Source organism: Actinoplanes sp. NPDC048967, assembly GCF_040649415.1.
Classification (GTDB): Bacteria; Actinomycetota; Actinomycetes; order Mycobacteriales; family Micromonosporaceae; genus Actinoplanes.
Genome location: NZ_JBEZFL010000007.1, coordinates 436,005 through 461,193 on the forward strand (window position 1 = coordinate 436,005; position 25,189 = coordinate 461,193).

Consider the following 25,189-nt stretch of genomic DNA (forward strand, 5'->3'; position numbering starts at 1 on the left):
CTGGCTGAGAGAAACCTGAACGGGTACGGACCGTTACCATTTCTTCACCGATACAGGTATGCACATCCTTGACAGCCTCGGCGGATGGCCGGGAGGGTCCACTCACGACCTTCCCACCCATGGAGGCTCACACCATGACCCCAGCCCGCCGGGCTACCGCCTGCGCGTTATCTCTTCTGACAGTGGCCGCCGCGGTCCTGTCCGGGATCGCGCCCGCCGCCGCCGTGCCACGCGAGGACGACCTCGCCGTGTACACCGGCACCTTGGACGCCGCACAACTCGAACGCCTCCGCGCGGTCGGCATCGACCACGACGAGAGCGCCGTGACCGCCGCCGCCGGTGGCAAGGTCACCGTTCAGCCCATCCTCGGCCGGCGCCAGGCCGAGGCCCTGATCAAGGCCGGCGTCCCGCTGACCGAGAAGCGCGCGACCCGGGCCATGCGCCAGCAGGCCGCCGCCGCGCCGACCGTCTTCCGGCAGTACAACGCCCCCGGCGGCCTCCGCGAGGAGCTGGCCCAGACGGTGGCCGCCAACCCGCGGATCGCCAAGCTGGTCACGGTCGGCAAGACCGTGCGCGGCGTACCCATCCAGGCCGTGAAGGTGACCCGGGACGCGCGGGTCGTGCCCGACGGCCGCCGGCCCGCGGCCATCTACCTCGGCGCGCAGCACGCGCGTGAGTGGATCACCCCCGAGATGACCCGGCGCCTGATGCACCACGTGGTCGACGGCTACGGCACCGACCCCGCGCTCACCAGGCTGGTCAACACCACCGAGCTGTGGTTCCTGCCGGTCGCCAACCCGGACGGCTACGACTTCACCTTCACCGAGGGACACCGGTTGTGGCGCAAGAACCTGCGCGACAACAACGGCGACGGTGAGATCACCGCGGGCGACGGCGTCGACCTCAACCGCAACTTCGCGGAGAAGTGGGGTTACGACAACGAGGGCTCGTCGCCCGACCCGGCCAGCGAGACCTACCGCGGCCCGGGCCCGAACTCCGAGCCGGAGACCAGGGCGCTCGACGCGCTGTTCCGCCGGGTCGGCTTCGAGTTCCTGGTCAACTACCACTCGGCCGCCGAGCTGCTGCTCTACGGCATCGGCTGGCAGGTCAGCACGCCCAGCCCGGACGACCAGATCCAGATCGCGATGGCCGGTGACGACGCGCACCCGGCCGTGCCCGGCTACGACCCGGACATCTCGGCCGAGCTCTACACCACCAACGGCGACACCGACTTCCACGCCCAGGTCCGCTACGGCTCACTCGGTTTCACCCCGGAGATGAGCACCTGCGAGACCATCTCCAACCTGTACCCGGACGACCAGTGGAAAGCCGAGGACTGCGAGAGCGGCTTCAACTTCCCGGACGACGAGAAGCTGATCCAGGACGAGTTCCTGAAGAACCTGCCGTTCGCGCTCTCGGTCGCGCAGTCGGCCAAGCAGCCGGACCGCCCGGTATCGACGGTCGGGCGCAGCACCGCCGACCTGACCGTGGACGCGTTCGACACCTCGTACGGCTCGCGTCAGCCGGTGGCCGTCACGGCCCGGCGCAGCCTGCGCGACGTCACCCTGCACTACCGGGTCAACGGCGGGCGTGAGCGCACCGACCGCACCCGCGAGTGGCGTGGTGGCGAGCGCTACGGCGACGGCGTCGACAAGTACTTCGCCGAGCGCCGGGGCACGGTCGCCAAGGCCCGCGCCAAGGACAAGGTGCAGGTCTGGTTCACCGCCCGCAACGGCCGCCGGACGGTCAAGTCGGCGAGCTTCACCTACACCGTCGCTGACAAGATCGGTGGGGACGTGCTGGTGCTCGCCGCCGAGGACGTCACCGGCGTCTCGCCGGCCAACACCGACGGCGCCACCACCGCCCGCTACGCCGCGGCGCACGTCGCCGCGCTCAAGCGGGCCGGCCGTTCGGCCGACGTCTACGACATCGACGCCCGTGGCCGCAAGGCCCCGCACCCGCTCGGTGTGCTCTCGCACTACAAGGCGGTGCTGTGGGAGACCGGCGACGACATCATCCCGCGGGCGCCCGGCCAGCCGGCCGGCACGGTGGCCCGCTCGGCCCTGGAGACCGAGCTGGCCGTGCGGGACTACCTGAACGAGGGCGGCAAGCTGCTGTTCAGCGGCAAGTACGCCGGTTTCGCCCAGGGCGCCAACGGTGCGTACGTGTACCAGCCCGAAGGTCCGGCGGAGTGCCTGTCCGCGGACGACGCGACCTGTCTGCCGCTGGGCAACGACTTCGAGCAGTACTGGCTGGGCGCGTACTCGTACGTCGACGACGGTGGCACCGACGCCGACGGCAAGCCGTACCCGGTGGTCGGCACCGAGGGGGCGTTCAAGGGCTTCTCCGGTCACCCGGCCGGTGACCACACCGCCGCCTTCCTGTCCACCTCGAGCTTCCTGCCGAAGTCCCAGTTCCCGCAGTTCGCCAGCTCGGCCCCGCTGGACTGGCAGCAGCCGGGGGCCGCGCCGTACGACCCGTACGACGGCGACTGGTACCTGTGGAGCGGGCAGGCGGACGTCTCGTACAAGCGGCTCACCAAGACCGTCGACCTGACGGCCGCGACCGCCGCCCGGCTCAAGTTCCAGACCTCGTTCGACACCGAGGCGGGCTGGGACTTCCTGTTCGTCGAGGCGCACGTGGTGGGCACCGACGACTGGACCACGCTGCCGGACGCGGGCGGGCTGACCACCACCGAGACCGGCGACAGCTGCCAGTCCGGCATCGAGACGATCCATCCGTTCCTGACCCACTACCAGGGCGAGGGCTGCACCTCGACCGGCACCACCGGCACCTGGAACGCGGCCACCGGCAACAGCGCCGGTTGGAAGCAGTTCGACGCCGACCTGAGCGCCTACGCGGGCAAGCAGGTCGAGCTGTCGATCTCCTACATGTCGGACTGGGGCACCCAGGGTCTGGGCGTCTTCCTGGACGACGTCCGGGTCGAGGTCGGCGGCGCGGTGGCGCAGCAGACCTCGTTCGAGTCGGACCTCGGCGGCTGGACCGTCGCCGGGCCGCCGCCGGGTTCCGGTGCCAACAGCAACGACTGGGCGCGCAGCCAGCTCGCCTTCGACTCCGGCGCGGGCGTCACCACCACGGACAGCGTCTACCTGGGCTTCGGCCTGGAGGGGCTGCCCGAGGCGGAGCGGGTGGACCTGGTCCGCCGGGCCCTGCGTCACCTGAAGAGGTAATCCTCTTTCGGAGGTAAACCGCCAGAACCGCAGATCGCGCCGCGCGCTTGCTCTAGACAGGAGGCGCGCGGCGCGCCTGCCGGGCAGGGCGGAGAGACAACCGGTGCGAGCACAGACACGGCCGATCCTGGCCGCGTTCCTCACTGTCCTGGCCGCGGTGACCACGGCGGCGGCCCCCGCGTACGCGGTGCGCGGGGGAGCGCCGAAGTGGCAACCCTGCGAGGAGGACAGGACCGCCCAGTGCGCCACCCTCGACGTGCCGGTCGACTGGGCGCAGCCGTACGGGGCGACCGTGGCGATCGCGCTGGCCCGCCGCCCGGCCGCCGACCCGAAGCAGCGGATCGGCACGCTGGTGGTCAACCCCGGCGGCCCCGGCGGTTCGGGTGTCGACTTCGCCCTCGACAGCACGTTCTTCAGCCCCGAGCTGCGGCGGCGCTTCGACATCGTGGGCTTCGACCCGCGCGGGATCTCGCGCAGCCATCCGATCGTGTGCACGACGACGGTGCTGACCGCGGCGCCGCCGCCGGCCATCGATAGTGCGAAGGCGTACAACGCGTTCGTCGCCTACAACCGCCGGCTCGCCGCTGACTGCGCCCAGCGCACCGGACCGCTCTACGGGAACGTCGACACGCTGAGCGTGGTGCGGGATCTGGAGGCGGTACGGGCCGCGCTGGGTCAGGAACGGATCAGCTTCTACGGTGCCTCGTACGGCACCCTGCTCGGCCAGCAGTACGCCGAGCGTTACCCGCAGCGGGTCCGCGCGATGGTGCTGGACAGCGTCATGGACCACACCGTCGACACCGACGGCTTCCTGGGCGGCGAGGCGCTCACCGCCCAGGACTCGTTCGACGAGTTCGTGGCCTGGTGCGCGCGCAGCACCGAGTGCGCCGTACACGGTCGTGACGTCCGCAAGCTCTGGGCCGGGCTGCTCGCCTCGGCGCGGCGCGGCACGCTGCGGGACCCGAACGACACGGCGTACAAGCTGACCCTGCACGAGCTGGTCGGGGTCGCGTTCAGCTCGATGTACGACCCGCAGTGGCACTCGCTCGGCGTCTTCATCAAGGAGGCGACCGGCGGCGCGGGCACCAAGCTGGGCCGGGCGGCCGCGGTCGACGTCAGCGAGCACAACTTCCACGCCGTGTTCTGCGACGACTGGTCGATGCCCGTGGCCGGGTACGCCGACCTGCGTGCCCGCCTCGACCGGATCGCCGCGAAGTCGCCGCAGATGCCGTTCTCGCCGCTCGCGCTGACCTCGGTCTACGGCTGCCTCGGCCGTACCGGCACCACGGCCAACCCGCAGCGGGCGCTGTCCCCGGCCAGGACCGGCCCGGTGCTGCTGGTCAACGCGCGGCACGACCCGGCCACGCCGTACGCCTGGGCCCGGCACGTCGCCGCCCAGCTCGGCCCGAAGGCAACCCTGCTCACCTACGAGGGCTGGGGACACACCGTCTACGGCCGCAGCGATTGTGTGGGCGGGGCGGTGGACCGCTACCTGCTGACCGTCCGGCCGCCCGCCGCCGGGATCAGGTGCCCCGGGGTGGAGCCGAAGGCGGCCGGCGTGGGCGGCATTGCGCCGCGGCGCGGGTATCCTTAGCCTGGCTAAGTATCCCGGAGGAGGCGCCGTGTCCCATCCTTCCGCCATCGCCCCGGCGCACTGTTGAGCCGCCGCGCGCCCCGCGCCGCCATCGACCCTGACCAGCGCAAGTCGTGGCTGCGTCGCGCGCTGCCGCTGGTCCGGGCGCACCGCGCGCTGCTGATCACCTCGCTCGTGCTGTCGTTCGCCGGGCTCGTCGTGCAGGTGCAGATCCCGAACCTGGTCCGGCTCGGCATCGACCGGGCGATCGTCGAGCGCACCGGCGACCTGCCCACCTACGTCTGGTGGATCGTCGCCCTGGCGCTGACCCAGGGCCTGATCAACTACGCTGCCCGGCTCTACCTGCTGCGCACCGCGTACGAGCTGGAATACGACCTGCGCAACATCGTCTACGCGCACCTGGCCCGGATGCCGTTCGGCTTCTTCGACCGGGTCCAGTCCGGTGAGCTGATGTCACGGTCCGGCTCCGACATCCGCGCCGTGCAGATGTATCTGTCGTTCGGCCCCTCGATCCTGGTGCAGTGCCTGATCGCGGTGGTCGCCTTCGTGCTGATGCTGTCGATCAACGTGCCGCTGGCCGTCGTGGCGATGGCCACCATGCCGGTCATCGGCTTCCTCGGCGTCGGCATGCGCAAGGCGATCTTCCCGGTGTCCTGGCTCATCCAGGCCCGGCTGGCCCGGCTGGCCACCGTCGTCGACGAGAACATCCAGGGCGTGCGGATCGTCAAGGCGTTCGCCGCCGAGGGGCGGCAGCTGCGCTCGCTGGCCGAGGCCGCGGACCGGATCCGCTGGGCGTACCTGCAGGACGCGCGGATCCGCAGCCGGTGGAATCCGGTGCTGGACAACCTGCCCCGGCTGGGGCTGGCCCTGGTGCTGCTGGTCGGCGGCATCATGGTGATCGACGGCGGGACCACGGTCGGCACGATCGTGGCCTTCAACTCGTACGTGCTGATGCTCCAGCCGCCGTTCCGGATGCTCGGAATGATGATCATGATGGGTCAGCGGGCCTCGGCCTCGGCCGCGCGCATCTACGAGATCCTGGACACGCCCAGCGAGGTGGTGGACCCGGCCCAGCCGGTGGACGTCAACCTGCGCGGCGATGTGTGCTTCGAGCGCGTGCGGTTCGCGTACCCGAACGGCACCCTGGCCCTCGACGGCCTGGACCTGCGCATCCGGGCCGGGGAGACGGTGGCCGTCGTCGGGGCCACCGGCTCCGGCAAGTCCACTTTGGGCCGGCTGCTCGCCCGGTTCTACGACGTGACCGGCGGCCGGATCACGGTGGACGGGCACGACGTGCGCGGCCTGCGGCTGGCCCGGCTGCGTGACCAGGTCGGCATCGTGCCCGACGAGCCGTTCCTGTTCTCGCTCTCGCTGCACGACAACATCGCGTACGGGCGCCCCGGGGCCGACCGCGAGTCCGTGGTCGCGGCCGCGGTGGCGGCCGGGGCGGACGACTTCATCCAAGAGCTGCCCGAGGGGTACGACACGGTGGTCGGCGAACGCGGCTACACCCTCTCCGGCGGCCAGCGTCAGCGCGTCGCCATCGCCCGGGCCCTGCTGGTGAACCCGCCGGTCCTCGTGCTGGACGACGCCACCAGTGCCATCGACGTGACGGTGGAGCAGCGCATCCACTCCTCGCTGCGCGATCTCATGCGCGGGCGGACCACGATCATCGTGGCGCACCGGCTCTCCACGATCAGCCTGGCCGACCGGGTGGTGCTGATGGCGGGCGGCCGGGTGGTCGCCGACGGCACCCACGAGTCGCTGCTGGCGACCGAGCCGCAGTACGCCCGGGTTCTCGCCTCGGCGGTGGCGGCATGAGCATGTTCGGTGGTGGTTTCGGGGGGTTCAGCAGTGGTGGGCGGCCGTCGATGGGGATGGCCGGGCGCAAGGGCAACGGGCTGCCGTTCGCCGGCATCCCGGCCGACGTGGCCGAGGGCGTCGCGAAACTGGAGGCACAAGAGCCGGAGCACGGCGACCCGCGCGTGCCGTTCGACCCGGTGGCCGACAGCGGTGCCCGGGTCACGCTGCCCCGGCTGGTCATCGGACGGCCCGGCCTGCTGGTGGCGGCGCTACTGGCGATCCTGGTCGAGACTTTGCTGCTGCAGGCCGGGCCGTACCTGGTGCAGGTCGGGATCGATCACGGCATCGCGGCGAAGAACCTGCCCGTCCTGGTCGGTGCCACGGTTGCCTTCGTCGCCGCGGTGCTGGCCACCGGCCTGGCCACCGCGGTCCGGATGCGGCAGAGCGGCCGGCTCGCCGCCTCGGCCACCCGCGACCTGCGGATCCGGATCTTCGCCCACCTGCAGCGCATGTCGCTGGACTACTACACCCGGGAGAAGGCCGGCGTCACCATGACCCGGATGACCTCCGACGTGGAGTCGCTGCAGTCCCTGCTGGCCGACGGCTTCGCCCAGTTCGTCATCCAGGCGCTCACCATGGTCGTGGTCACCGGGGTGCTGTTCCACTACCACGCCGGGCTGGCCGTCATCACGCTCATGCTGGTCGTGCCGCCGCTGCTGATCGCCTCGCTGTGGTTCCGCCGGGCGGCCGACCGGGGCTACAACCGCCAGCGGGACGCGATCGCCGCGATGTTCGCCGACCTGTCGGAGAGCCTCAACGGCGTCCGGGTGGTCACCGCGCACAACCGGCAGGACCGCAACATCGTGGCGCACCGCGAGGTGGTCGGCGGCTACCGCGACGCCAACGACTTCACCGGCCGGATCAACGCGATCTACGGCCCCGGCACGTCGGTCATCGGCCTGCTCGGGATGGCGGCGCTGCTGCTGATCGGCGGCCGCATGGTGCTGCGCGGCGCCCTGACCATCGGCGAGCTGACCGCCTTCGTGCTCTACCTGAACGCCTTCTTCCAGCCGGTGCAGCAACTGGTCCAGCTCTACACCCAGTACCAGCAGGGCCGGGCGGCGATCGGAAAGATCAACACCCTGCTCGGCGCGCGGCCGTCGGTGGTCCAGCATCCGGCGGCGGCAGAGCTCCCACCGGTACGCGGGGAGATCGTCTTCGCCGGTGTCACGTTCGGCTACCTCCCGGACCGCCCGGTGCTGGCCGGCGTGGAGCTGGTGATCCACCCGGGCGAGACGGTGGCCTGCGTGGGCCCGACCGGCGCGGGCAAGTCGACGCTGGCCAAGCTGGTCACCCGCCTCTACGACCCGACCGCCGGCAGCATCCGGATCGACGGTCACGACCTGCGCGAGGTCACCCTGGCCTCGCTGCGCCGGCAGATCGGCGTCGTCCCGCAGGAGCCGTTCCTGTTCGCCGGGACGCTGCGCGACAACATCGCCTTCGCCCGCCCGGCCGCGACCGACGCCGAGGTGTGGGCGGCGGTCGACGCGGTCGGCCTGCGGGACCTGGTGGAACGCTCACCGGAGGGCCTCGCGACCCCGCTGCACGAGCGCGGCCAGTCGGTGTCCTCGGGTGAGCGCCAGCTGCTGGCCCTGGCCCGTGCGTTCCTGGCCGAGCCCCGGGTGGTGGTGCTGGACGAGGCCACCTCCAGCCTGGACCTGCGCAGCGAGCTGCGGGTCGAGGCGGCGCTGGACCGCCTGCTGGACGGGCGTACGGCGATCCTGGTGGCGCACCGGCTGTCGACGGCCATGCGGGCCGACCGGATCATCGTGGTGGACGAGCACCGCATCGTGGAGACGGGCAGCCACGACGAGCTGCTGGCCGCGGGCGGCCGCTACGCGACGATGTTCGAGACCTGGGCGGCGCACTCGGCGCCCGCCTGAACCCCGCCGCCCGTAGGCTGGGGACCGTGCAGCAGGCGTTCTGGATCGACGAGCAGTTCGACCGCGAGCATGCGACCGGCGGACCGAGCCGCTATGCCGGCGAGGTGCGCAGCCGCATCGACGAGTTCGGCCCGGCGTGGGGCGACTTCGCGCCGGTCACCTTCGCCGTGGTGGCGTGGCGGCTGGCCACCGGCCTGGAGCCCGGCTACGTCCGCCGGCACCCCCGGATCGTCTCGGCGGCGTGCTCGCGCAGCGCCTGGGACGGCAGCCTGATCTGCGACGTCACACTGGTGTCGCCGTGGCCGGCCCAGCTCACCTGGAGCCGCCAGTGGGACCGGGACCGCGGCTGGCGCGACTGGCCCCAGCTGTTCGGCCAGTACGTCGGCCCGTCCGAGCAGGACCTGACCCGCAGCCCGCACCTGCGCGCCTCGCTGCTGGTGCAGGCACCCGTCCGGCTCGACGACCTGCCGCCGGCCCCGGAAGGCCCGGACGCGCAGGTCGAGCAGAGCGCGCACCGGGCTGTCGCGGTGCTGGTCCGTGAGCTCAACGAGCTCCTGAACCCCATCGTCGACCAGCTCGAGACGGACATCCCCGCCGACTCGTGAGCGCCGGGTGTCGTTGATCGACATCGGTCGAGGGCTACCCTGCGGTAACCCCGCTGGGTAGCGTGGCTGTCACGAGCAGCCGTACCCGGGTCAAGGGGGTAGACCGTGACCGAACCGGCCGACGTCACCGAGAAGCAGGCGCGCAAGGTCGCCGAGGAGGCCCGCCAGGCCGAGTGGCGCAAGCCCAGCTTCGGCAAGGAGCTGTTCCTCGGACGGTTACGGCTCGACCTCATCGATCCCTGGCCCGCGGCGGAGCCTCGTCCCGACGCCGAGGAGTTCCTCGCCAAGCTGGAGGCGTACCTGGTCGCCGAGGTCGACGGCGCCCGCATCGAGCGGGAGGCCCGCATCCCCGACGAGGTCTTCCACGGCCTGGCCGCGCTCGGCGCGTTCGGTATGAAGATCGACCGGGAGTACGGCGGCCTCGGCCTGTCCAACCTGCACTACTGCCGGGCGCTGACCCTGATCGGCTCGGCCAGCCCGGCCGTCGGCGCGCTGCTGTCGGCCCACCAGTCGATCGGCGTGCCGCAGCCGCTCAAGACCTTCGGCACTCCGGAGCAGAAGAGGGCGTTCCTGCCCCGGCTGGCCGCCGGCGAGGTGTCCGCGTTCCTGCTCACCGAGCCGGACGTCGGCTCCGACCCGGCCCGCCTGGGCACCGTCGCCGAGCCCGTCGAGGGCGGCTACCGGCTCGACGGGGTGAAGCTGTGGGCCACCAACGGCACCGTGGCGACCCTGCTGGTCGTGATGGCCCGGGTGCCCGGCAAGGGCATCACCGCGTTCGTGGTGGAGGGCGACTCGCCCGGCATCACGGTGGAGCGGCGCAACGAGTTCCTCGGCCTGCGCGGCCTGGAAAACAGCGTGACCCGCTTCCACGACGTGTTCGTGCCGCAGGAGAACGTGATCGGTGGCCTCGGCAAGGGCCTCAAGATCGCCCTGACCACGCTCAACACCGGCCGGCTGTCGCTGCCGGCGATGTGTGTCGGCGCGTCGAAGTGGTCGCTCGCCGTCGCGCGGGAGTGGTCGGCCGAGCGGGTGCAGTGGGGCCGGCCGGTGTCGCAGCACGAGGCCGTGGCCAAGAAGATGGCCTTCATCGCGGCGACCACGTACGCGATGGAGTCCACCCTGGACCTGTGCTGCATCCTGGCCGACGACGACCGCAACGACATCCGCATCGAGGCCGCGCTGATCAAGCTCTTCGCCAGCGAGACGGCCTGGCTGGTCGCCGACGAGCTGATCCAGATCCGCGGCGGCCGCGGTTACGAGACGGCCGCCTCGCAGGCCGCCCGCGGTGAACGCGCGGCCGAGGCCGAGCAGGTCCTGCGGGACCTGCGGATCAACCGCATCTTCGAGGGCTCCACCGAGATCATGCACCTGCTCATCGCCCGGGAGGCGGTCGACGCGCACCTCACGGTGGCCGGCGACATCATCGACCCGGAGGCCGGTGTGGGCCGCAAGGCCCGCGCCGGGGCCCGGGCCGGGGCCTTCTACGCGCGGTGGCTGCCGAGCCTGGCGGTCGGCCGCGGCCAGATGCCGAACGGGTACGCGGAGTTCGGCCCCCTCGCCCCGCATCTGCGCTACGTCGAACGGACCTCGCGCAAGCTGGCCCGGTCGACGTTCTACGGGATGTCCCGCTGGCAGGGCGGGCTGGAACACAAGCAGGCCTTTCTGGGCCGCATCGTCGACATCGGCGCCGAGCTGTTCGCCATGTCGGCGGTGTGCGTGCGGGCCCGCGCCGAACGCGAGCACCGCGCCGCTGGTCACGAACTGGCCGACCTGTTCTGCCAGCAGTCCCGGCTGCGGGTCGAGGCGCTCTTCGCCGCGCTCTGGGAGAACACCGACTCCCTGGACGTCGAAGCCACCCGGCGGGTGCTGGGCGGCCGCTATGCCTTTCTGGAGCAGGGCATCATCCCGCGGTCCACCGAGGGCGCCTGGGTGTCGGCCTGGCAGCCGGGCCCGGCGACGGTCGAGGATGTCCGCCGGCGGATCCCGCCGTTCACGGCCGGAGACCGATGAGCGCCTGGCCGGTCTCGGGGTCGAACGGCACCGACTCGTGGTCGTGGACGATCAACCACCGGCCGTCGACGCGCCGGCAGCCGAGGGTGGCCCGCACCCACATGTCGACCTGCGCGCCGGAGTGCAGCGTGCCGGAGACGTGGTAGAGAAACGAGCAGAACCCGACGTCGCCGTCCGCCGTCACCTGCAGGTCGCGCACCTCATAGCCGATCTCGGAGGCGTACCCGTCGAACCAGGCCCGGGTCGCCCGCTCGACGGCAGCGCCGCCCCGCGCGTGCAGCGGCGGCAGCACGTTGAAGGTGACGACGTCGGGATGCTGGCGCGCCGCGAGGGGTTTCGGATCCTTCGCCCGCACGGCGGCGATCCGTTCCTCGACCAGTGCGCGAAGTTCGGTTCGGCTGTCCATGACACCTCCCGACATCGGTGGTCCGTTGCACCACGACCTACCCGGGCCGGTCGAAACGCAACCCGGCCGGTCTCGACATGATCCTGCTCTTGATCTCGATGACGGTGGGTGACCAGCGCGTCCCGGGTTGTGCGCACCTCCCACTCGCGGTAGGCAGGAGTCTGTCCACTCTGTTCTCACCGCTCCCGGAGGCATGATGCGGTTCCCGACCGCGCTGGCCATGACGGCCACGCTCACCGCGACCACCGTCGCCCTCGTGCCCGCCGCGGCCTCCGCCCACGGCGGTGCGCCACCCTTGGGCCCGACCGCCACCGGCTACGGCGGCGCGGTCTCCACCGTCGACCCCACCGCGACCGCTGTCGGCCTCGACGTGCTGCGCCGCGGCGGTAACGCCGTCGACGCGGCCGTGGCGGCCGCCGCGACTCTCGGGGTCACCGAGCCGTTCTCCGCCGGCATCGGCGGCGGCGGCTTCTTCGTCTATTACGACGCGAAACACCGCAAGGTGCACACCATCGACGGCCGCGAGTCCGGGCCGGCCACGATGACCGAGGACATCTTCGTCGATCCGGCCGACGGCCTGCCCTACGACTTCGCCGAGGCGCGGGTCAGCGGCCTCTCCGTCGGCACCCCGGGCACCCTGGCCACCTGGGAGGCCGCGACCGGCAAGTGGGGCACCCGCTCCCTGGGCAGCCTGTTGCAGCCCGCCGCGCAGGTCGCCGACCGGGGCTTCGCCGTCGACGCGACCTTCCGGCAGCAGATCGCCGACAACGCGGCGCCCTTCGCCCAGTTCGGCTCCACCCGCGAGCTGTACCTGCCCGGCGGTGCCCCGCCCGCGGTCGGTTCCGTGCAGCGCAACCCCGACCTGGCCGACACCTACCGGTTGATCGCCAGGCGCGGCACCGGCGTCTTCTACCGCGGTCCCGTCGGCGCCGACATCGTGCGCACCGTGCAGCACCCGCCGGTCGCCGCCGACCCGGCCGCCCCCTGGGCGTACCCGATCCGCCCCGGTGACCTGCGCCTGTCCGACCTGGCCAACTACCGGCTGCGGTTCCCGGCCCCGACGAAGTCCGGCTACCGGGGCCTGACCGTCTACGGCATGTCCACCCCGTCCAGCGGTGGCACGGCGGTCGGCGAGGCGCTGAACATCCTGGAGCGGACCGACCTGTCCGAGGTCTCCATGACCCAGGCCCTGCACCAGTACCTCGAGGCGTCCGCGTTGTCCTTCGCGGACCGCAACCGTTACGTGGGCGCGTACACGCCGCAGCCCGTGCTGGACCGGCTGATCGGTGACCGGTGGGCGCGCCAGCGGGCCTGCCAGATCGACCCCGCGAAAGCCCTGACCAAGCCGGTGCCGCCGGGCGACATCACCGCCTCGGGCTGCACCCCGGCGCGCGTCGGCGGCAAGGTCGAGGACGGGCAGAGCACGACCAACCTCACCGTCGCCGACCGCTGGGGCAACGTCGTGGAATACACCCTGACGATCGAGCAGACCGGCGGCAACGCCATGGTCGTGCCGGGCCGCGGCTTCCTGCTCAACAACGAGCTGACCGACTTCAACTTCACCGGTACGCAGGGCAGCGCGCCCGACCCCAACCTGCCCGGCCCGAACAAGCGCCCCCGCAGCTCCATGTCCCCGACGATCGTGCTCAAGGACGGCCGGCCCTTCCTGGCCGTCGGCTCGCCCGGCGGCGCCACCATCATCACCACCGTGCTGCAGGTGCTGGTCAACCGGATCGACCTGGGCATGACCCTGCCCGAGGCGATGGCCGCTCCGCGCGCGTCGCAGCGCAACACCGCCGCCGTCCAGGCCGAGCCGGCGTTCATCGCGCAGTACGGTGACGCCCTGGGCCGGCTCGGGCACACGTTCCAGCCGCCCGTGGCGGAGCTGGGCGCGGCCACCGCGATCGAGTTCGGCCGCGGCGGCCGGCTGATCGCCAGTGCCGAGCCGGCCCGGCGTGGCAGCGGTGCCGCGGGCGTGGTGCATCCCCGGCGCTGACGGACGGCCTGTCCCGCCACGTGGCGGGACAGGCCTCACGCCGTCAGAGCGATCGTCAGCGCGCCGGCCGCGACCATCACCGCGGCCCACAGCTTGTCCACGTTGAACCAGGCCCGGCGCAGCACGCTCAGGCCGACGAACTCGTAGACCAGCACGGCGCAGGTCGCCAGCACCGCGAACATCGCCACCGTGTGCACGCCCGCCGCCAGCAGCCCGTCGAGGGCCGCGGCGGGCGTGCCGGCCAGACCGGCCGGAGCCGCCGCGGCGAGATGACCGGCATGCCCGGCCGGCTGCGCCGTCGTCGTCGTGGCCAGCACCGGCAGCAGCATCAGCCCGGCGCCGTGCGCCGAGGACATCAGGAACGACCAGCCGGCCAGCTGCGCCGCCGACAGCCGCATCCCGGCCCACCGGAAATGCCGGGCGGAGAGCAGCCGCCACAAGCCGAAGCCGACCAGCACGACCCCGCCGACGATGGCCACCACGTTGCCGGCCACCACCGACTCGGTCGCCGACACCACCGCCGCCACGATCGCCACCGAGGCCAGGTGCCCGGCGGCGATCGGCGGCACCGAGCGCAGCAGTACGGCCCGGCTGCGTTCCTGCATGCCCCGGGCCACCGCGAAGAGCCAGCCCATGGCCGGGTTCAGCCCGTGGAAGGCGCCCAGCGCCGCCAGCACCGCGAGCTGGCCACCGGTCACGGGAAGCAGTACGAGTCGGACGAGGCGTCGCCACCCTGCAGCCGTACCTGATGCACCCGCCGGCCGCGGAACTCGTCACCGTGCGGGAAGAAGTTCGGGTCCAGGGTCATGCCGCCGCGCTCGGTGTCCACGTCGATCTTGGCCAGCCACGCGCCCACGCCGTCCGGGTAGAACTGGTCGTCCCAGGAGCCGTACAGCGAGTTCGTGACGTAGACCCGGCTGCCGTCGCGGGAGACCTCGACCATCTGCGGGCCACCGGCCAGCCGCTCGTCCGGGAACGACGGGTGCGCCACCCGGCCGACGACGCCGCCGAGCCGGACCGAGCCGGTCTGCACCGGGTGGAACGGGTCGCTGACGTCGAACTGCTTCAGCTCGCCGGTGCCCCAGCAGGAGACATAGAGGAAGCGGTCGTCCACGGACAGGTCGATGTCGGTGATCAGCGGCGGGACCGCACCGAACGGCTGCAGCGCCGGCGGCAGGGCGTCGGCGTCGGCGGGCTCGGCGGCCACGTCGATGACCTTGGTGACCGCGAACTGCCCGTCGTCGCCGCGGTGCCACACCCAGACCGAGGCGGACAGGTCCTCGACGCTGGTGACGACGCCGAGGAAGCCGTACTCCTTGCGCGGGTCGTGGGCGGGGCGCAGCTCCAGCGTCATCTGGTACTGGTCGCCGAGGTCGACCGTCTGCACCAGGGAACGCTTGGCCAGATTCCAGAAGTGCAGGCGGTGGCCGTACTTGCGGCCCAGCAGCAGCTCCGGGACCAGACCGTCCTCGATCATGGACGGTGTGCCCCACTCGGAGGAGACCAGCACGTCGCGGGTCAGGTGCCACCAGAAGTCGTACGCCAGGTACTGATCGCCGCGGTCGCTCTCCCACGCGCCGCGTACCTCGAAGGTCGTGTGGTCCAGCACCGCGATGCCGCCCGGTCCGTCGGCCGAGCCGCCGCCGAGCGCGGAGACGTAGATGCCGTCCGGGCCGCAGTGGATGGTGTGCGGCCGGGAGTAGCCGGCCTTGCCGGCCAGCTCCTCGGCCGGGATCTCCTTGACCAGTACGGGGTTGCGCGGGTCGTCCTTGGTGTCCAGCACGTAGATCCGCGACGAGCGCAGCCCGGGCACGATCAGGTAGCGCCGTTCGACGTGCGGGTGCGGCGCGGTGGGGCACAGGGCGCTGCTGCACGCGTTCCACCCGAAGTGGTGCAGCTCGTCGCCGGTGTGCGGCAGCTCGGTCCAGCCGACGACCGCGCCGTACGTGGCGGAGGCCGGGTCGGTGTCCACGACGGCGATGGCGTCCGGTTGCCCGGCCGACCGGTCGAACGCGGCGATGTACGCCAGCTGTTCGGCGGGCGCACCGGCGGCGTCCCGCGGGGAGGGATAGAACGTCGGGTCTGGTGTCCACCTCGTCATGATGGTCATCCTCGCCCGGCGGCCGCCCGGTGAACAGGGTCACAGTTGTCAACGAGTTGTCAACGAGCGTCCAACGGCAGCCGCACGCACACGGTGGTGCCGGGTCCTTCGTGCTCACTGAGCTCGATGGTGCCGTGGTGGCGCTGCACGACCGCGCGGCTGAGCGTCAGCCCCAGCCCGGTGCCGGGGATGGCCCGGTCCCGGGCCCGGCTCGTGCGGTACAGGCCGGTGAACATCTTCTCGCGTTCCTCCTGCGAGACGCCGATCCCGGTGTCCGAGATCGACAGCTCGGCGGCCCGGCCGGTGGTCCGCAGCCGCACCGCGATCCGCCCGCCGTCGGGGCTGTACTTCACGGCGTTGCCGAGCAGGTTGTCGACGACCTGGCGCAGCCGGTGCCGGTCACCGGGCAACACCAGCTCGTCGGGCATCTCGTCGACGATCGACACCGGCTCGTCGGTGACGGCGTCCCGGGCGGCCTGGACCGACTCCCGGACCAGCTCGACCAGGTTGATCGGACTGAGCTGCACCGCGGCGTGCCCGGTGTCGAGCGCGGAGAGCTCGAGCAGCTCGTTGATGATGTGCCGCAGTTGGGTGGCGTTGCGGTCGATGACCTCCAGCAGCCCGGGCCCCTCGGCCACGAGCGTCTCGGCATCGGCGTCCCGCAGCAGCTCGGTGTAGGCGGCGATCGAGGTCAGCGGCGTCCGCAGCTCGTGACCGATCAGCGCGAGATACTCGTTCTTGGTCCGGATGAGCTGCCGCTGCAGATCTTCGACCAGCCGCTTCTCGATGAACTGGGCGATCTGCGCGGAGATCCCGGACATGAGCGCGACCAGCTCGTCCTCGGGATCCTCGATGGTGTCGGCGAAAGCGGTCAGCACACCCAGCGGCTCGAGCCCGTTGCGCACCGGGATGGCCAGCGCGGTGTGCAGCCGCGAGCTCTCGGCCGTCTCGGGCGAGATCAGGCTCTGCGGCCGGCCGACGTCGCGGATCCACAACGGCTTGCCGGCCTGCCAGGCCCGGCCGGGCAACCCGGTGCCGTACGGCAGCTCGGCCGGCACCTCGATGTCGGACTGCCAGCTGGGCGAGTTCCAGCTGGCGGCGGACCGCACCACGCCGGCGGCCTCGTCGACCAGCCACAACTCGGCATGGGTCCAGCCGAGCGTCCCGACCACGGCCTCCAGCACCCGAGGCCCGGCCGCCTCGATCGTCGGCGCGGCGGCGAGGGCGGTGACCACGGCAAGCTCACAGGTACGGAACCGTTCGGCCCGCCGCTGCCGGGTGACATCCTGAACGGCCTGCACCGCGCCGACGGTCTCCCCGTCCGGCCCGAGAATCGGCTGCGCGTCGATCAGGTAGTAGCGGGTACGCCCCCCACGCCCCTGCAGCACCAGCTCCTCGTTGCGGAGCCGCTCACCCCGAAGCGCCCGGAACAGAGCGACATCACCGGGCCGCCCGTCCCCGTCACTCGGCCCGGCGCCGGCGGTGTCGTCGGAGAGTTCGGCGGGCATCCGCGCGCCGCCCCAGAGCTGCTGCATCCGGGCATTGACCAACACAACCCGCCCCTCGGCGTCGCAGGCGGTGACCCCGTCGTGCAGGTTGTCCAGCACGGCGTCAAGGAACCGCCGCTGCCGATCGACCTCCTGGCGCCCCTGCTGCTCGGTGATGAGCAAAGTCCCGAGCCGCGCGGCATCACCGACGGCGGCGACATCCGCGGCGGACCACTCATGCGGCTGGGTGTCGAGCGCGCAACATATCCCGAGTACGGCCCCGGAGGCGTCCCGGATCGGCTGCCCGAGATAGGCGCCGCTGAGCCCCCGCCGCCGGATCGGAGAATTGGCCGGAATCCGCGGATCGGAGGCGAAGTCGGTGATCACCAACGGCCGGCCGTCGGCGACGACCAGCCCGGCGAGACTGTCCCGCAGCGGGGTGTCGCCGATGTCCTCCCAGCGCATCCGCAGGCCGTAGCTGCCGTAGATCCGCAACGCCGCACCGTCGACGAAGTGCACCAGCCCGCTGGGTGCGTGCGCGGCGCGGGCGATGAGGGCGGCCAGCTGCTCACCGGCGGCGCTGTTGATGGCGTCGTCGTGAGCGGTGAAGATGTCCGGCCACGACTGCCGGCCACCGCCGGCCGGGGATGCATCCCGATGGTCGGCCCGGTGAATACCGTTGAGCGGGAAGGCGGTCGGGGTCGCCGTCGGCGCGGCCGGCGTGTGCGCGGTTGTCGGCTGCGGGGTCGTGGGCTGCGGGGTCGTGGCTTGGGGGGTCGTGATCTGCGGGCTTGCCGGTCGCCCGTTCGGGGGCCGCGCGTGCGTGGGTTGCCCGTTCGCGGGCTCCGAGACCGAGGGCCGCGTCGTTGTAGGTTGCCCGTTGGCGGGCGGTGGTGTCGCGGGTCGCTCGTCGACGGCTTGCCCGTTCGGGGGCTGCGCGGTCTTGTCGTTCGCGGCTTGCCCGTTCGGGGACTGCGCCGCTGATGGATGCGTGGTTGAGGTGTTCTGGGCCGCGGGCCGGGTCGTGGCGGGCTCGGTCGTGGCGGGCTCGGCCGGCTCGGTGGCGGCGGGCTCGGCCGGCTCGGTGGCGGCGGGCTCGGCCGGCTCGGATCGGTCGGGTGATCCGAAGGCGGCGGGCGCCGGGCTGTTCGCGGCCGGCGGGGTGCCGGGTCGCGTGCGCCCGTCCGGTTCGGTGCTGGCCGGCGTGGTCGCCGCCGCAGCCGTTCCGGCAGGCCGGGCGCTCGGCGCCACCGGTGCGGCGGGACGCTCGAGGCCAAGATCACTTCGCGGCATGCTTGGACCTCCGCGTTTCAGGCTACCGACCAAGAAGCCATAAAACCGGCAAATCACCGGAAACGTCGAGGTGACCACGGGGTGGATGCCGCCACCAGCGGTGTCAGGTCCGGCGGTAGATGAGGTCGAAGATCTCCCGTCCGGAGCTGACCCCACGCCGTTCGAACTTCGTCTCGGGGCGATGGGCCGGCCGCGGCGCGAACCCCTCGTGCGCGTTGGCCAGACCTGGATCAGCGTCCAGAGTCTCGGCCATCCCCTCCGCGTAGTGGGCCCAGTCGGTCGCGCAGTGCAGCGTGCCGCCCGGTCGGAGCCGCTCCCGCAGCAGGGCGACGTTCGCCGGCTGAATCAGGCGGCGTTTGTGGTGCCGGGCCTTGGGCCACGGGTCGGGGAAGAAGGCGTGCACCGCGTCCAGGCTGCCCGCCGGCACCTTGCGGACCAGCTCCATCGCATCGCCGTGCGCGACCCGCACATTGGTGAGGCCGCGTTCGCCGATCAGCGAGAGCAGGTTGCCGATGCCCGGCGTGTGCACCTCCACCGCGAGGTAGTCCCGGCCCGGGTCGGCGGCCGCCATCGCCGCCGTCGTGTCACCCATGCCGAAGCCGATCTCCAGCACCTTGGGCGCATCGCGGCCGAACAACTCCACGAGGTCGAGGGGAGTGCGGTCACCGTCGACGACCGTGAGCCCGTACGCCGGCCAGATGTCGGTCATGGCGTCCGCGTGCCGGCTGCCCATCCGGCCACGCCGGGGATGGAACGTCCGGATCGGGCGCTCTGTCGTCTCACTCATCAGGCCGTCCACGATACGCAGCGCCGGCCGCCTGCCATCCAGCGGCGTGAGCGGGCCGGGGTGCTGAGCGGGCCGGGGTGCTGAGGGGGAGAGATCGGGGAACGGCAGAACGGCCGGCACTGGGCCGGCCGTCGTCCGCTACCCCCGGCTCACCTCACCGCTGGCTGGACGCTCGGCTGGGAGCCCTGGTGAAACGGCGTCCGCGCGCCCGTGGCCAGGTTGACCACCATGACCCAGGACCCGTTGCGGTAGGTGCCCGTGGCCACCCCGCGGTTCGCGTCCACGTACGCCAGCTCGCGGTCCTGGCTGGCTCCCACCGTGCGCTTCGCTCCGGTCGCCGTGTCGTATTCCACCACGTGCAGCGGCTGGTTCTCCGCGGCCGTCTCGCCCTGCTGGTACGCCGTCCAGGCCAGCTTCGCACCGTCGGCGCGCCAGCTCGGAATCACCGCGAAGCCGGAGGTCTGCAGGCTGCCGCCGCCGTACGCCGCGACTGTCTTCTCGCCGCCGGTGGCCACCGTGCCCACCGTCAGGCAGGCGTCGTACGTCGATTCGCAGTCGCCGCCGCGGAAGGCGACCCGGGTGCCGTCGGGGGACCAGGCCACCGCGTCGTCGGTGCGGAGCCGGTCGTGGAGTGCGCTCGGCGTCCCGGCCTTCGCGGCGGGGGCGGGCTCGGCCGGCAGCGGCTCGTCGCGGCAGTACGCCGGGAAGACCACCGTGGGCGTGGCCCCGGCCGTGGTCGCGGAGATCTGGTAGACGCCCGGGCCGCCGGAGCAGGACAGCGAGGCGAACGCGATGCTGGTGCTGTCCGGCGACCAGGACGGGCCGGACGCGGCGCGCGTGGTGAGCCGGCGCCGACCGGTGCCGTCGGCCTTCATGGTCCACAGCTGGCCGGCCTTGAGCAGGGCGATCGAGCGCCCGTCGGGGGAGAAGCGCGGCCGCGACCAGCCGCCGCCGGTGGTCAGCTTCGTCTCCGTCGCGCCCTTGCTCACCCATACGTCGCCGGCGCGGACGTAGGCGACCAGGCTCGGCATGGCCGGGGTGGCCGCGGCGGCGGGCGCCGTCTGGAAGAGCGCCCCCGCCGCGGCTCCGAGCACCGTCAGCGCGATGGTGCCTGCTGCTCGCGTCACAACCCGCATGTCCGAACGCCCCCCGACGTGTCTCCGTTCACCTACACCGGAGACATCGTCGCAACCGGGCTGCTCCTAAGAAGTTCCCGCGCCGAAACCTGGAGAAATACGGACTGTTCGGGCAGGTTGGCTGGCCGATCGGTCAGGCGGCGGTCGCGGCCCACATGGCGGTGAACGCGGCCGCCTCCCCGGCCAGCCAGCTCTCCACGTCGCCCGGGCGGGCTCCCGGGTCGATCCGGTGGGTGGTGCCGCGGCGCAGGTCGACCAGCACCGGCTCGGCGTTGGGCAGAATCTGGTCCATGTGGCGGGCCATCAGGTGCAGGGTCGCGGTGACGGCCTCGGGGGTGGGCGGCTGCTCGTCGAAGTGCAGCCGGACAGCCTCGCGCCGGCCGTCGGCGTACCGCAGGCCGAAGTGGGGGTTGATCTTGACTGCCAGCGGGCCGACCGAGGCGAGCGCGTCGCGGGTCTGCGCGAGGCCGACGCCCTCCGGGTCGCCGAGAGAGTGCAGGTAGGTCGTCGCTCCCGCGCTGACCGCCTCGTAGAGCGGCTTCCACCGCGGCTTGACGAGGTCGACGACCCCGTTGAGGTAGCTGCCGCCGGTGCGGAACGCGATGTCGGCCTTGAGGGCCTTGACGAGCTGGCCGTGCGGGTTGAAGCCGGTGCGCCGCTCGCGCTGGCGGCGCAGTCCGCCGACGAAGGTGGCCTTCGCCGGTCCGGTGCGGGCGACGTAGCGGGTGAAACCGAGCATCGTCGCGTAGGGCGGGATCAGGGTGGTGGAACTGGTCGAAACGGGCGTCGTCAAGGTGATCTCCCCGCAGCTCAGCGCTTGTTTTAGTACACACATACTAATCGACGGGTACGACATTCCCCAAGCGCTGCGGTGACCGTGCGGGTGCGTTCCGTAATCACGACATACTGGAGCGATGGCCCTGCTCCGTGTTGACTTCTCGTCCGAGACTCTCGCGCTCGGCACCTCGATGACCGTCGTGCTGCCCGAGCGGGCGAGCACCCAGATCGGCATCACCGGTCACGACACCGCCGCGCCGCCGCCGGTGCTCTATCTGCTGCACGGACTGACCGACGACGACACCGCCTGGACCCGCTACACCTCCATCGAGCGGTACGCCGCCGCCCGCGGCCTGGCCGTGGTCATGCCCCAGGTGCACCGCAGCTTCTACGCCGACGAGACGCACGGGTCCCGGTTCTTCTCGTTCCTGTCCGAGGAGCTGCCGGCGGTGGTGTCGTCGTTCTTCCGGGTCTCGACCCGCCGCGAGGACACCTTCGTGGCCGGCCTGTCGATGGGCGGCTACGGCGCGCTGAAATGGGCCCTGCGCGAGCCGCGACGCTTCGCCGCCGCGGCCAGCCTCTCCGGTGCTCTCGACGTGGCCGGCATGCAGCAGCACGACGACCGCCCGCACATCGTGGAGCTGCTCGGCCGGGTCTTCGACCGCCCGCTCGCCGGCACCGACGACGACCTGCTGCACCTGGTGGCCACCGCTGACCGCCGGGAGCTGCCCCGGCTCATGCTGCGGTGCGGCACCGAGGACCACCTGCGCGCGGCCAACGAGCGCTTCGAGGCGGTCTGCCGCGAACACGGCGTCGACCTCGACGCCGCGTTCGGACCGGGTGCGCACGAGTGGGGTTACTGGGACGCCGAGATCCAGACCGTCCTGGACTGGCTGCCCCTGAAGAACTAGGGCTGGAGGGCGCCGGCCATCCGGGCCTGCTCCTCGAGGACCTCGTTCATCCGGGCCTGGACCGCGTCCATCTGCCCGATCGTGTCGCTGGTGGTCAGGATGCCGGCGGACACCGTACGGGCGCTGTTCTGGATCCCGGCGATCTGCTCGGCGACCCGCTGGGTGGCCTCGGCGGTCTCCCGGGCCAGGTCCTTGACCTCGCCCGCCACCACCGCGAAGCCGCGGCCGACCTCGCCGGCCCGGGCGGCCTCGATGGTCGCGTTGAGGGCGAGCAGGTTGGTCTGGTCGGCGATCGACGAAATGATCTTGATGACGTCGCCGATGGCCGTGGAGGCGTTGCCCAGGGCCTCGACCTCGTGGGTCATGTCCGACGCCCGGTTCACCGCGTCCTGGGCCACCCGGGTCGCGTCGTCGCTGGCCGCGCGCAGCCGCGAGACGGTGTCCAGCAGGGCTCGGGCGCTCTCCTGGGCCGCCTCGGTCGCTCGTACGATGTCGAGCCGCTGCGACACCAGCTGCGCCACGTTGCGCAGGGCGGACGCCCGGGACTCGGACAGGTCGATGAACTCGGAGGTGAAGAAGTCCATCGTGCCGATGATGCGGCCGTGGCTCACGATCGGGAAACAGACCCCCGACCGGACCCCGGCCCGCTGGGCGGCGGGCGCCCGGACGCAGTCGGTGAGCTCACCGATGTCGCGGACGAAGACCAGGTCCTTGGCGCGCCAGGCACGGCCGGACAGGCCGACGCCCTCGGCGAAGGTGGCGGCCAGCGTCACCTTGCGGAACTCGTCGCCGGCCGAGCCGGACTCGACCTGGAAGCGCAGCACGTGCTCGTCGTCGTCGACCTCCCAGTACGACCCGTAGGCCCAGCCGAACGACGTGCGCACCGAGTCCAGCGCGATCCGCAGGGCCGTCGATGAGTCGGTCGCGTCGCCGAGCGCGGTGACCACGTTGGTCACCGCGAGCCGGTCGTCGGCGATCTGGCGCAGTTCGGCGGTGGCGACGGCGTTGAACCGGGCCTGCTCGGCGATCCGGGCGATCGACGCCCACTTCTCGCTGCGCGGCCCGTCGATGTAGAGCGGCTCGGCCGAGTAGTACTCCAGCGCCGCGACCTGCTGACTGCGGTGCATGACGGGGATCACCACCGCGGCTGCCATGCCGGCCCGGGCCGCCGCCTGGCAGCGCCGGCAGTCGGCGCAGTCGGCCATCGAGCTCAGGTACACGAACTGCTTCGTGCGCCAGGCCTTGCCGACCAGGCCGGCGTCGGCCGGTACCGGACCGGCGGGCACCGCGGACCGCAGCTCGCCGGTGATCGGGCCGGCCTCGTACTCGATGCAGACGTTGCCCTTGCCGTCGGGCAGCCAGACCGCGCCGTAGCTGAAGTTGTGCGACTGGACCGTGCTGTCCACCGTGATCCGCCACGTCGACGCCAGATCCTGGGCCCGGTCGAGATCCATGATCAGCTTCTCGAGGCTCTCGACGTCACGGGGAATCGGGCGCAGCGCTGCCCCGCCCGACTGCCGGGAACGAAATGGTGCCACTTGTATCCCCCATACTCGCCGACAATCCCCGCCCGATTGCTTCCATCATCGGGCAGTACGGCCAGGTCGGGGTGGGTTTGGCGAAGCCGGGGCGGCTCAGCCCTGGTCGTTGTCGCGGCTCTGCTCGGCCAGGAAGCGCTCGAGCTCGGCGCCGAGCTCCTCGGCGGTCGGCAGCGGCCCGCTCGACTCGGCCAGCAGGTTGCCCTGCCGTCCGCGCAGGAACGCGTCGTACTGCTCCTCCAGCGACAGCACCAGCCGGCTGGCCTGCTCGTCGTCGGCGACCTGCTTGTCGACCTCCTGGCGGACGACCAGGGCGGCCTCGCGGAGCCGGCCGGTGGGCAGGGCCAGCCCGGTGGTCCGGGAGACGGAGTCCAGCAGCAGCTCGGCAGCGGCTGGGTACGTGGTCTGGGCCAGGTAGTGCGGCACGTGGGCGGCGTACCCCATGGCGTCGTGCCCGGACTCGCCCAGCCGGAACTCCAGCAGGTTGCCGACGCTCGCCGGGACCTGGACGCGCTGCAGCCAGGACTCGCGGTCGCCGAGCAGGCGCTGGTCGGTGGCGTGCGCGGTGACGCTCACCGGGCGGGTGTGCGGCACGGCCATCGGGATGGCGTTGAGGCCGACGGTCAGGTTGACCCCGAAGCGCTCGATCAGGCCGGTCACGGCGGCGATGAAGCGTTCCCACTGCAGGTCCGGCTCGGGCCCGGCGAGCAGCAGGAACGGGGTGCCCAGCTGGTCGCGGACGAGGTGCAGGGCCAGGCTCGGCTCCTCGTAGCTCTCCCAGTGGTCCTCGACGAAGATCATGGACGGCCGGCGGGACCGGTAGTCGAGCAACTGGTCGATGTCGAAGGTCGCCAGGACCTGGGTGTCCAGGTGCTCCAGCAGATGTTCGCGGGAGAGCTGGATCGCGCTCCCGGCGTCGACGAACCCGGTCAGCGCCTGCACGAGCACCGGCTCGTCCAGGTCGGGCAGGTCGTCGGCCAACTCGTAGAGCCCTTGTGGGTCGAGCACGCTGCGGACCTCCTCGAGATGCGCCCGCGGGGGCGGGCCATGTGGTGGGAACACCGGGCCGCGCGTGTTCATTCCTGCTCCCGCGCGCGAGGATCGGTGCATGTCTGATCTTTCCCTACGGCCGATGGTGCCCGGTGACGCGGCGGCCGTGCTGGCGATCTACCAGGCGGCGCTCGACGGCGGCGACGCCAGTTTCGAGACGACCGCGCCGGACTGGGCCGCCTTCGACGCGGGCCGGCTGGCGGATCACCGCTGGGTCGCCGAGGCCGGCGGCGCCGTCCTGGGCTGGGTCGCGGTCACCAGGGTCTCACCCCGGCCGGTGTACGCGGGAGTCGTCGAGCACAGCGTCTACGTCGACGCCGGGGCGCAGGGCCGGGGTGTGGGACGGGCGCTGCTGCAGCGGCTGTTCACCTCGACCGAGGCGGCCGGCATCTGGACCATCCAGTCCGGCATCTTCCCGGAGAACGGGGCCAGCCTGGCGCTGCACCGGCGTACCGGCTTCCGGGTCATCGGCACCCGCGAGCGGGTCGGCCGGCACCACGGCCGCTGGCGGGACGTGGTGCTGCTGGAACGACGCAGCCCGGTGGTGGTGTGACTCGTGTG

Annotated in this window: 18 protein-coding genes; 9 read left to right on the forward strand and 9 right to left on the reverse strand. The window is 72.0% G+C overall.

The window, feature by feature from the left end; genetic code table 11:
* Window positions 1-134: 134 nt before the first annotated feature.
* From AB0C12_RS30240 to AB0C12_RS30265, 6 genes are all read left to right on the forward strand, one after another.
* Complete coding sequence (locus AB0C12_RS30240; protein WP_360553238.1) at window positions 135-3,191, forward strand: M14 family zinc carboxypeptidase; 3,057 nt, start codon at window positions 135-137, stop codon at window positions 3,189-3,191.
* 103 nt (window positions 3,192-3,294) lie between these two features.
* The gene (locus AB0C12_RS30245) at window positions 3,295-4,785 is read left to right on the forward strand and encodes an alpha/beta hydrolase (RefSeq protein ID WP_360553239.1); all 1,491 of its coding nucleotides are present in this window, start codon (window positions 3,295-3,297) and stop codon (window positions 4,783-4,785) included.
* Between the two features lie 63 nt (window positions 4,786-4,848).
* Window positions 4,849-6,606 (forward strand): ABC transporter ATP-binding protein, encoded by a 1,758-nt coding sequence (locus tag AB0C12_RS30250; protein ID WP_360553240.1) that lies wholly within the window; start codon window positions 4,849-4,851, stop codon window positions 6,604-6,606.
* Complete coding sequence (locus tag AB0C12_RS30255; RefSeq protein ID WP_360553241.1) at window positions 6,603-8,531, forward strand: ABC transporter ATP-binding protein; 1,929 nt, start codon at window positions 6,603-6,605, stop codon at window positions 8,529-8,531. Before AB0C12_RS30250 ends, AB0C12_RS30255 begins: the two co-directional genes overlap by 4 nt.
* Before the next feature lie 26 nt (window positions 8,532-8,557).
* Complete coding sequence (locus tag AB0C12_RS30260; protein ID WP_360553242.1) at window positions 8,558-9,136, forward strand: hypothetical protein; 579 nt, start codon at window positions 8,558-8,560, stop codon at window positions 9,134-9,136.
* Window positions 9,137-9,241: 105 nt separating this feature from the next.
* Complete coding sequence (locus AB0C12_RS30265; RefSeq protein WP_360553243.1) at window positions 9,242-11,146, forward strand: acyl-CoA dehydrogenase family protein; 1,905 nt, start codon at window positions 9,242-9,244, stop codon at window positions 11,144-11,146.
* Here the strand turns inward: AB0C12_RS30265 and AB0C12_RS30270 are convergent.
* On the reverse strand, window positions 11,127-11,552 hold the full coding sequence (locus tag AB0C12_RS30270; RefSeq protein ID WP_360553244.1) for an SgcJ/EcaC family oxidoreductase: 426 nt from the start codon (window positions 11,550-11,552) through the stop codon (window positions 11,127-11,129). The two genes, AB0C12_RS30265 and AB0C12_RS30270, sit on opposite strands and share 20 nt — an antisense overlap.
* A gap of 196 nt (window positions 11,553-11,748) precedes the next feature.
* Here AB0C12_RS30270 and ggt point away from each other — a divergent pair, with 196 nt between their 5' ends.
* Window positions 11,749-13,548 (forward strand): gamma-glutamyltransferase, encoded by a 1,800-nt coding sequence (gene ggt / locus AB0C12_RS30275; RefSeq protein ID WP_360553245.1) that lies wholly within the window; start codon window positions 11,749-11,751, stop codon window positions 13,546-13,548.
* Window positions 13,549-13,583: 35 nt separating this feature from the next.
* Here the strand turns inward: ggt and AB0C12_RS30280 are convergent, their stop codons facing one another.
* The 6 genes from AB0C12_RS30280 to AB0C12_RS30305 all read right to left on the reverse strand — a co-directional run bounded on the left by AB0C12_RS30280 (window position 13,584) and on the right by AB0C12_RS30305 (window position 21,091).
* Window positions 13,584-14,246 (reverse strand): hypothetical protein, encoded by a 663-nt coding sequence (locus tag AB0C12_RS30280; protein ID WP_360553246.1) that lies wholly within the window; start codon window positions 14,244-14,246, stop codon window positions 13,584-13,586.
* Complete coding sequence (locus tag AB0C12_RS30285; protein WP_360553247.1) at window positions 14,243-15,649, reverse strand: selenium-binding protein SBP56-related protein; 1,407 nt, start codon at window positions 15,647-15,649, stop codon at window positions 14,243-14,245. The genes AB0C12_RS30280 and AB0C12_RS30285 overlap by 4 nt, the downstream gene beginning before the upstream one ends.
* 59 nt (window positions 15,650-15,708) lie before the next feature.
* A complete protein-coding gene (locus AB0C12_RS30290) occupies window positions 15,709-18,429 on the reverse strand; it encodes an ATP-binding protein (RefSeq protein WP_360553248.1) in 2,721 nt (906 codons plus the stop codon).
* Window positions 18,430-18,532: 103 nt separating this feature from the next.
* Window positions 18,533-19,216: a tRNA (guanosine(46)-N7)-methyltransferase TrmB gene (gene trmB / locus AB0C12_RS30295; protein WP_360553249.1), complete on the reverse strand. Its 684-nt coding sequence runs from the start codon at window positions 19,214-19,216 to the stop codon at window positions 18,533-18,535.
* A gap of 149 nt (window positions 19,217-19,365) precedes the next feature.
* Entirely contained in the window at window positions 19,366-20,352 is a 987-nt protein-coding gene (locus AB0C12_RS30300) for a hypothetical protein (RefSeq protein WP_360553250.1), read from the reverse strand.
* 133 nt (window positions 20,353-20,485) lie between these two features.
* A complete protein-coding gene (locus AB0C12_RS30305; RefSeq protein ID WP_360553360.1) occupies window positions 20,486-21,091 on the reverse strand; it encodes a hypothetical protein in 606 nt (201 codons plus the stop codon).
* A 175-nt stretch (window positions 21,092-21,266) separates the two neighbouring features.
* Between AB0C12_RS30305 and AB0C12_RS30310 the strand changes: the two genes are divergently transcribed.
* Window positions 21,267-22,040: an alpha/beta hydrolase family protein gene (locus AB0C12_RS30310; RefSeq protein WP_360553251.1), complete on the forward strand. Its 774-nt coding sequence runs from the start codon at window positions 21,267-21,269 to the stop codon at window positions 22,038-22,040.
* On the opposite strand, the gene AB0C12_RS30315 is transcribed toward AB0C12_RS30310, so the two are convergent.
* Both AB0C12_RS30315 and AB0C12_RS30320 read right to left on the reverse strand, forming a co-directional pair.
* Window positions 22,037-23,494 carry a GAF domain-containing protein gene (locus tag AB0C12_RS30315; RefSeq protein ID WP_360553252.1) on the reverse strand — a complete coding sequence of 486 codons (1,458 nt, stop codon included), beginning with the start codon at window positions 23,492-23,494 and terminating at the stop codon, window positions 22,037-22,039. The genes AB0C12_RS30310 and AB0C12_RS30315 overlap by 4 nt on opposite strands.
* A 180-nt stretch (window positions 23,495-23,674) precedes the next feature.
* Window positions 23,675-24,586: a PAC2 family protein gene (locus AB0C12_RS30320; RefSeq protein ID WP_360553253.1), complete on the reverse strand. Its 912-nt coding sequence runs from the start codon at window positions 24,584-24,586 to the stop codon at window positions 23,675-23,677.
* Window positions 24,587-24,686: 100 nt separating this feature from the next.
* Here AB0C12_RS30320 and AB0C12_RS30325 point away from each other — a divergent pair, with 100 nt between their 5' ends.
* Entirely contained in the window at window positions 24,687-25,181 is a 495-nt protein-coding gene (locus AB0C12_RS30325; RefSeq protein ID WP_360553254.1) for an N-acetyltransferase family protein, read from the forward strand.
* The last annotated feature ends 8 nt before the right edge of the window (window positions 25,182-25,189 follow it).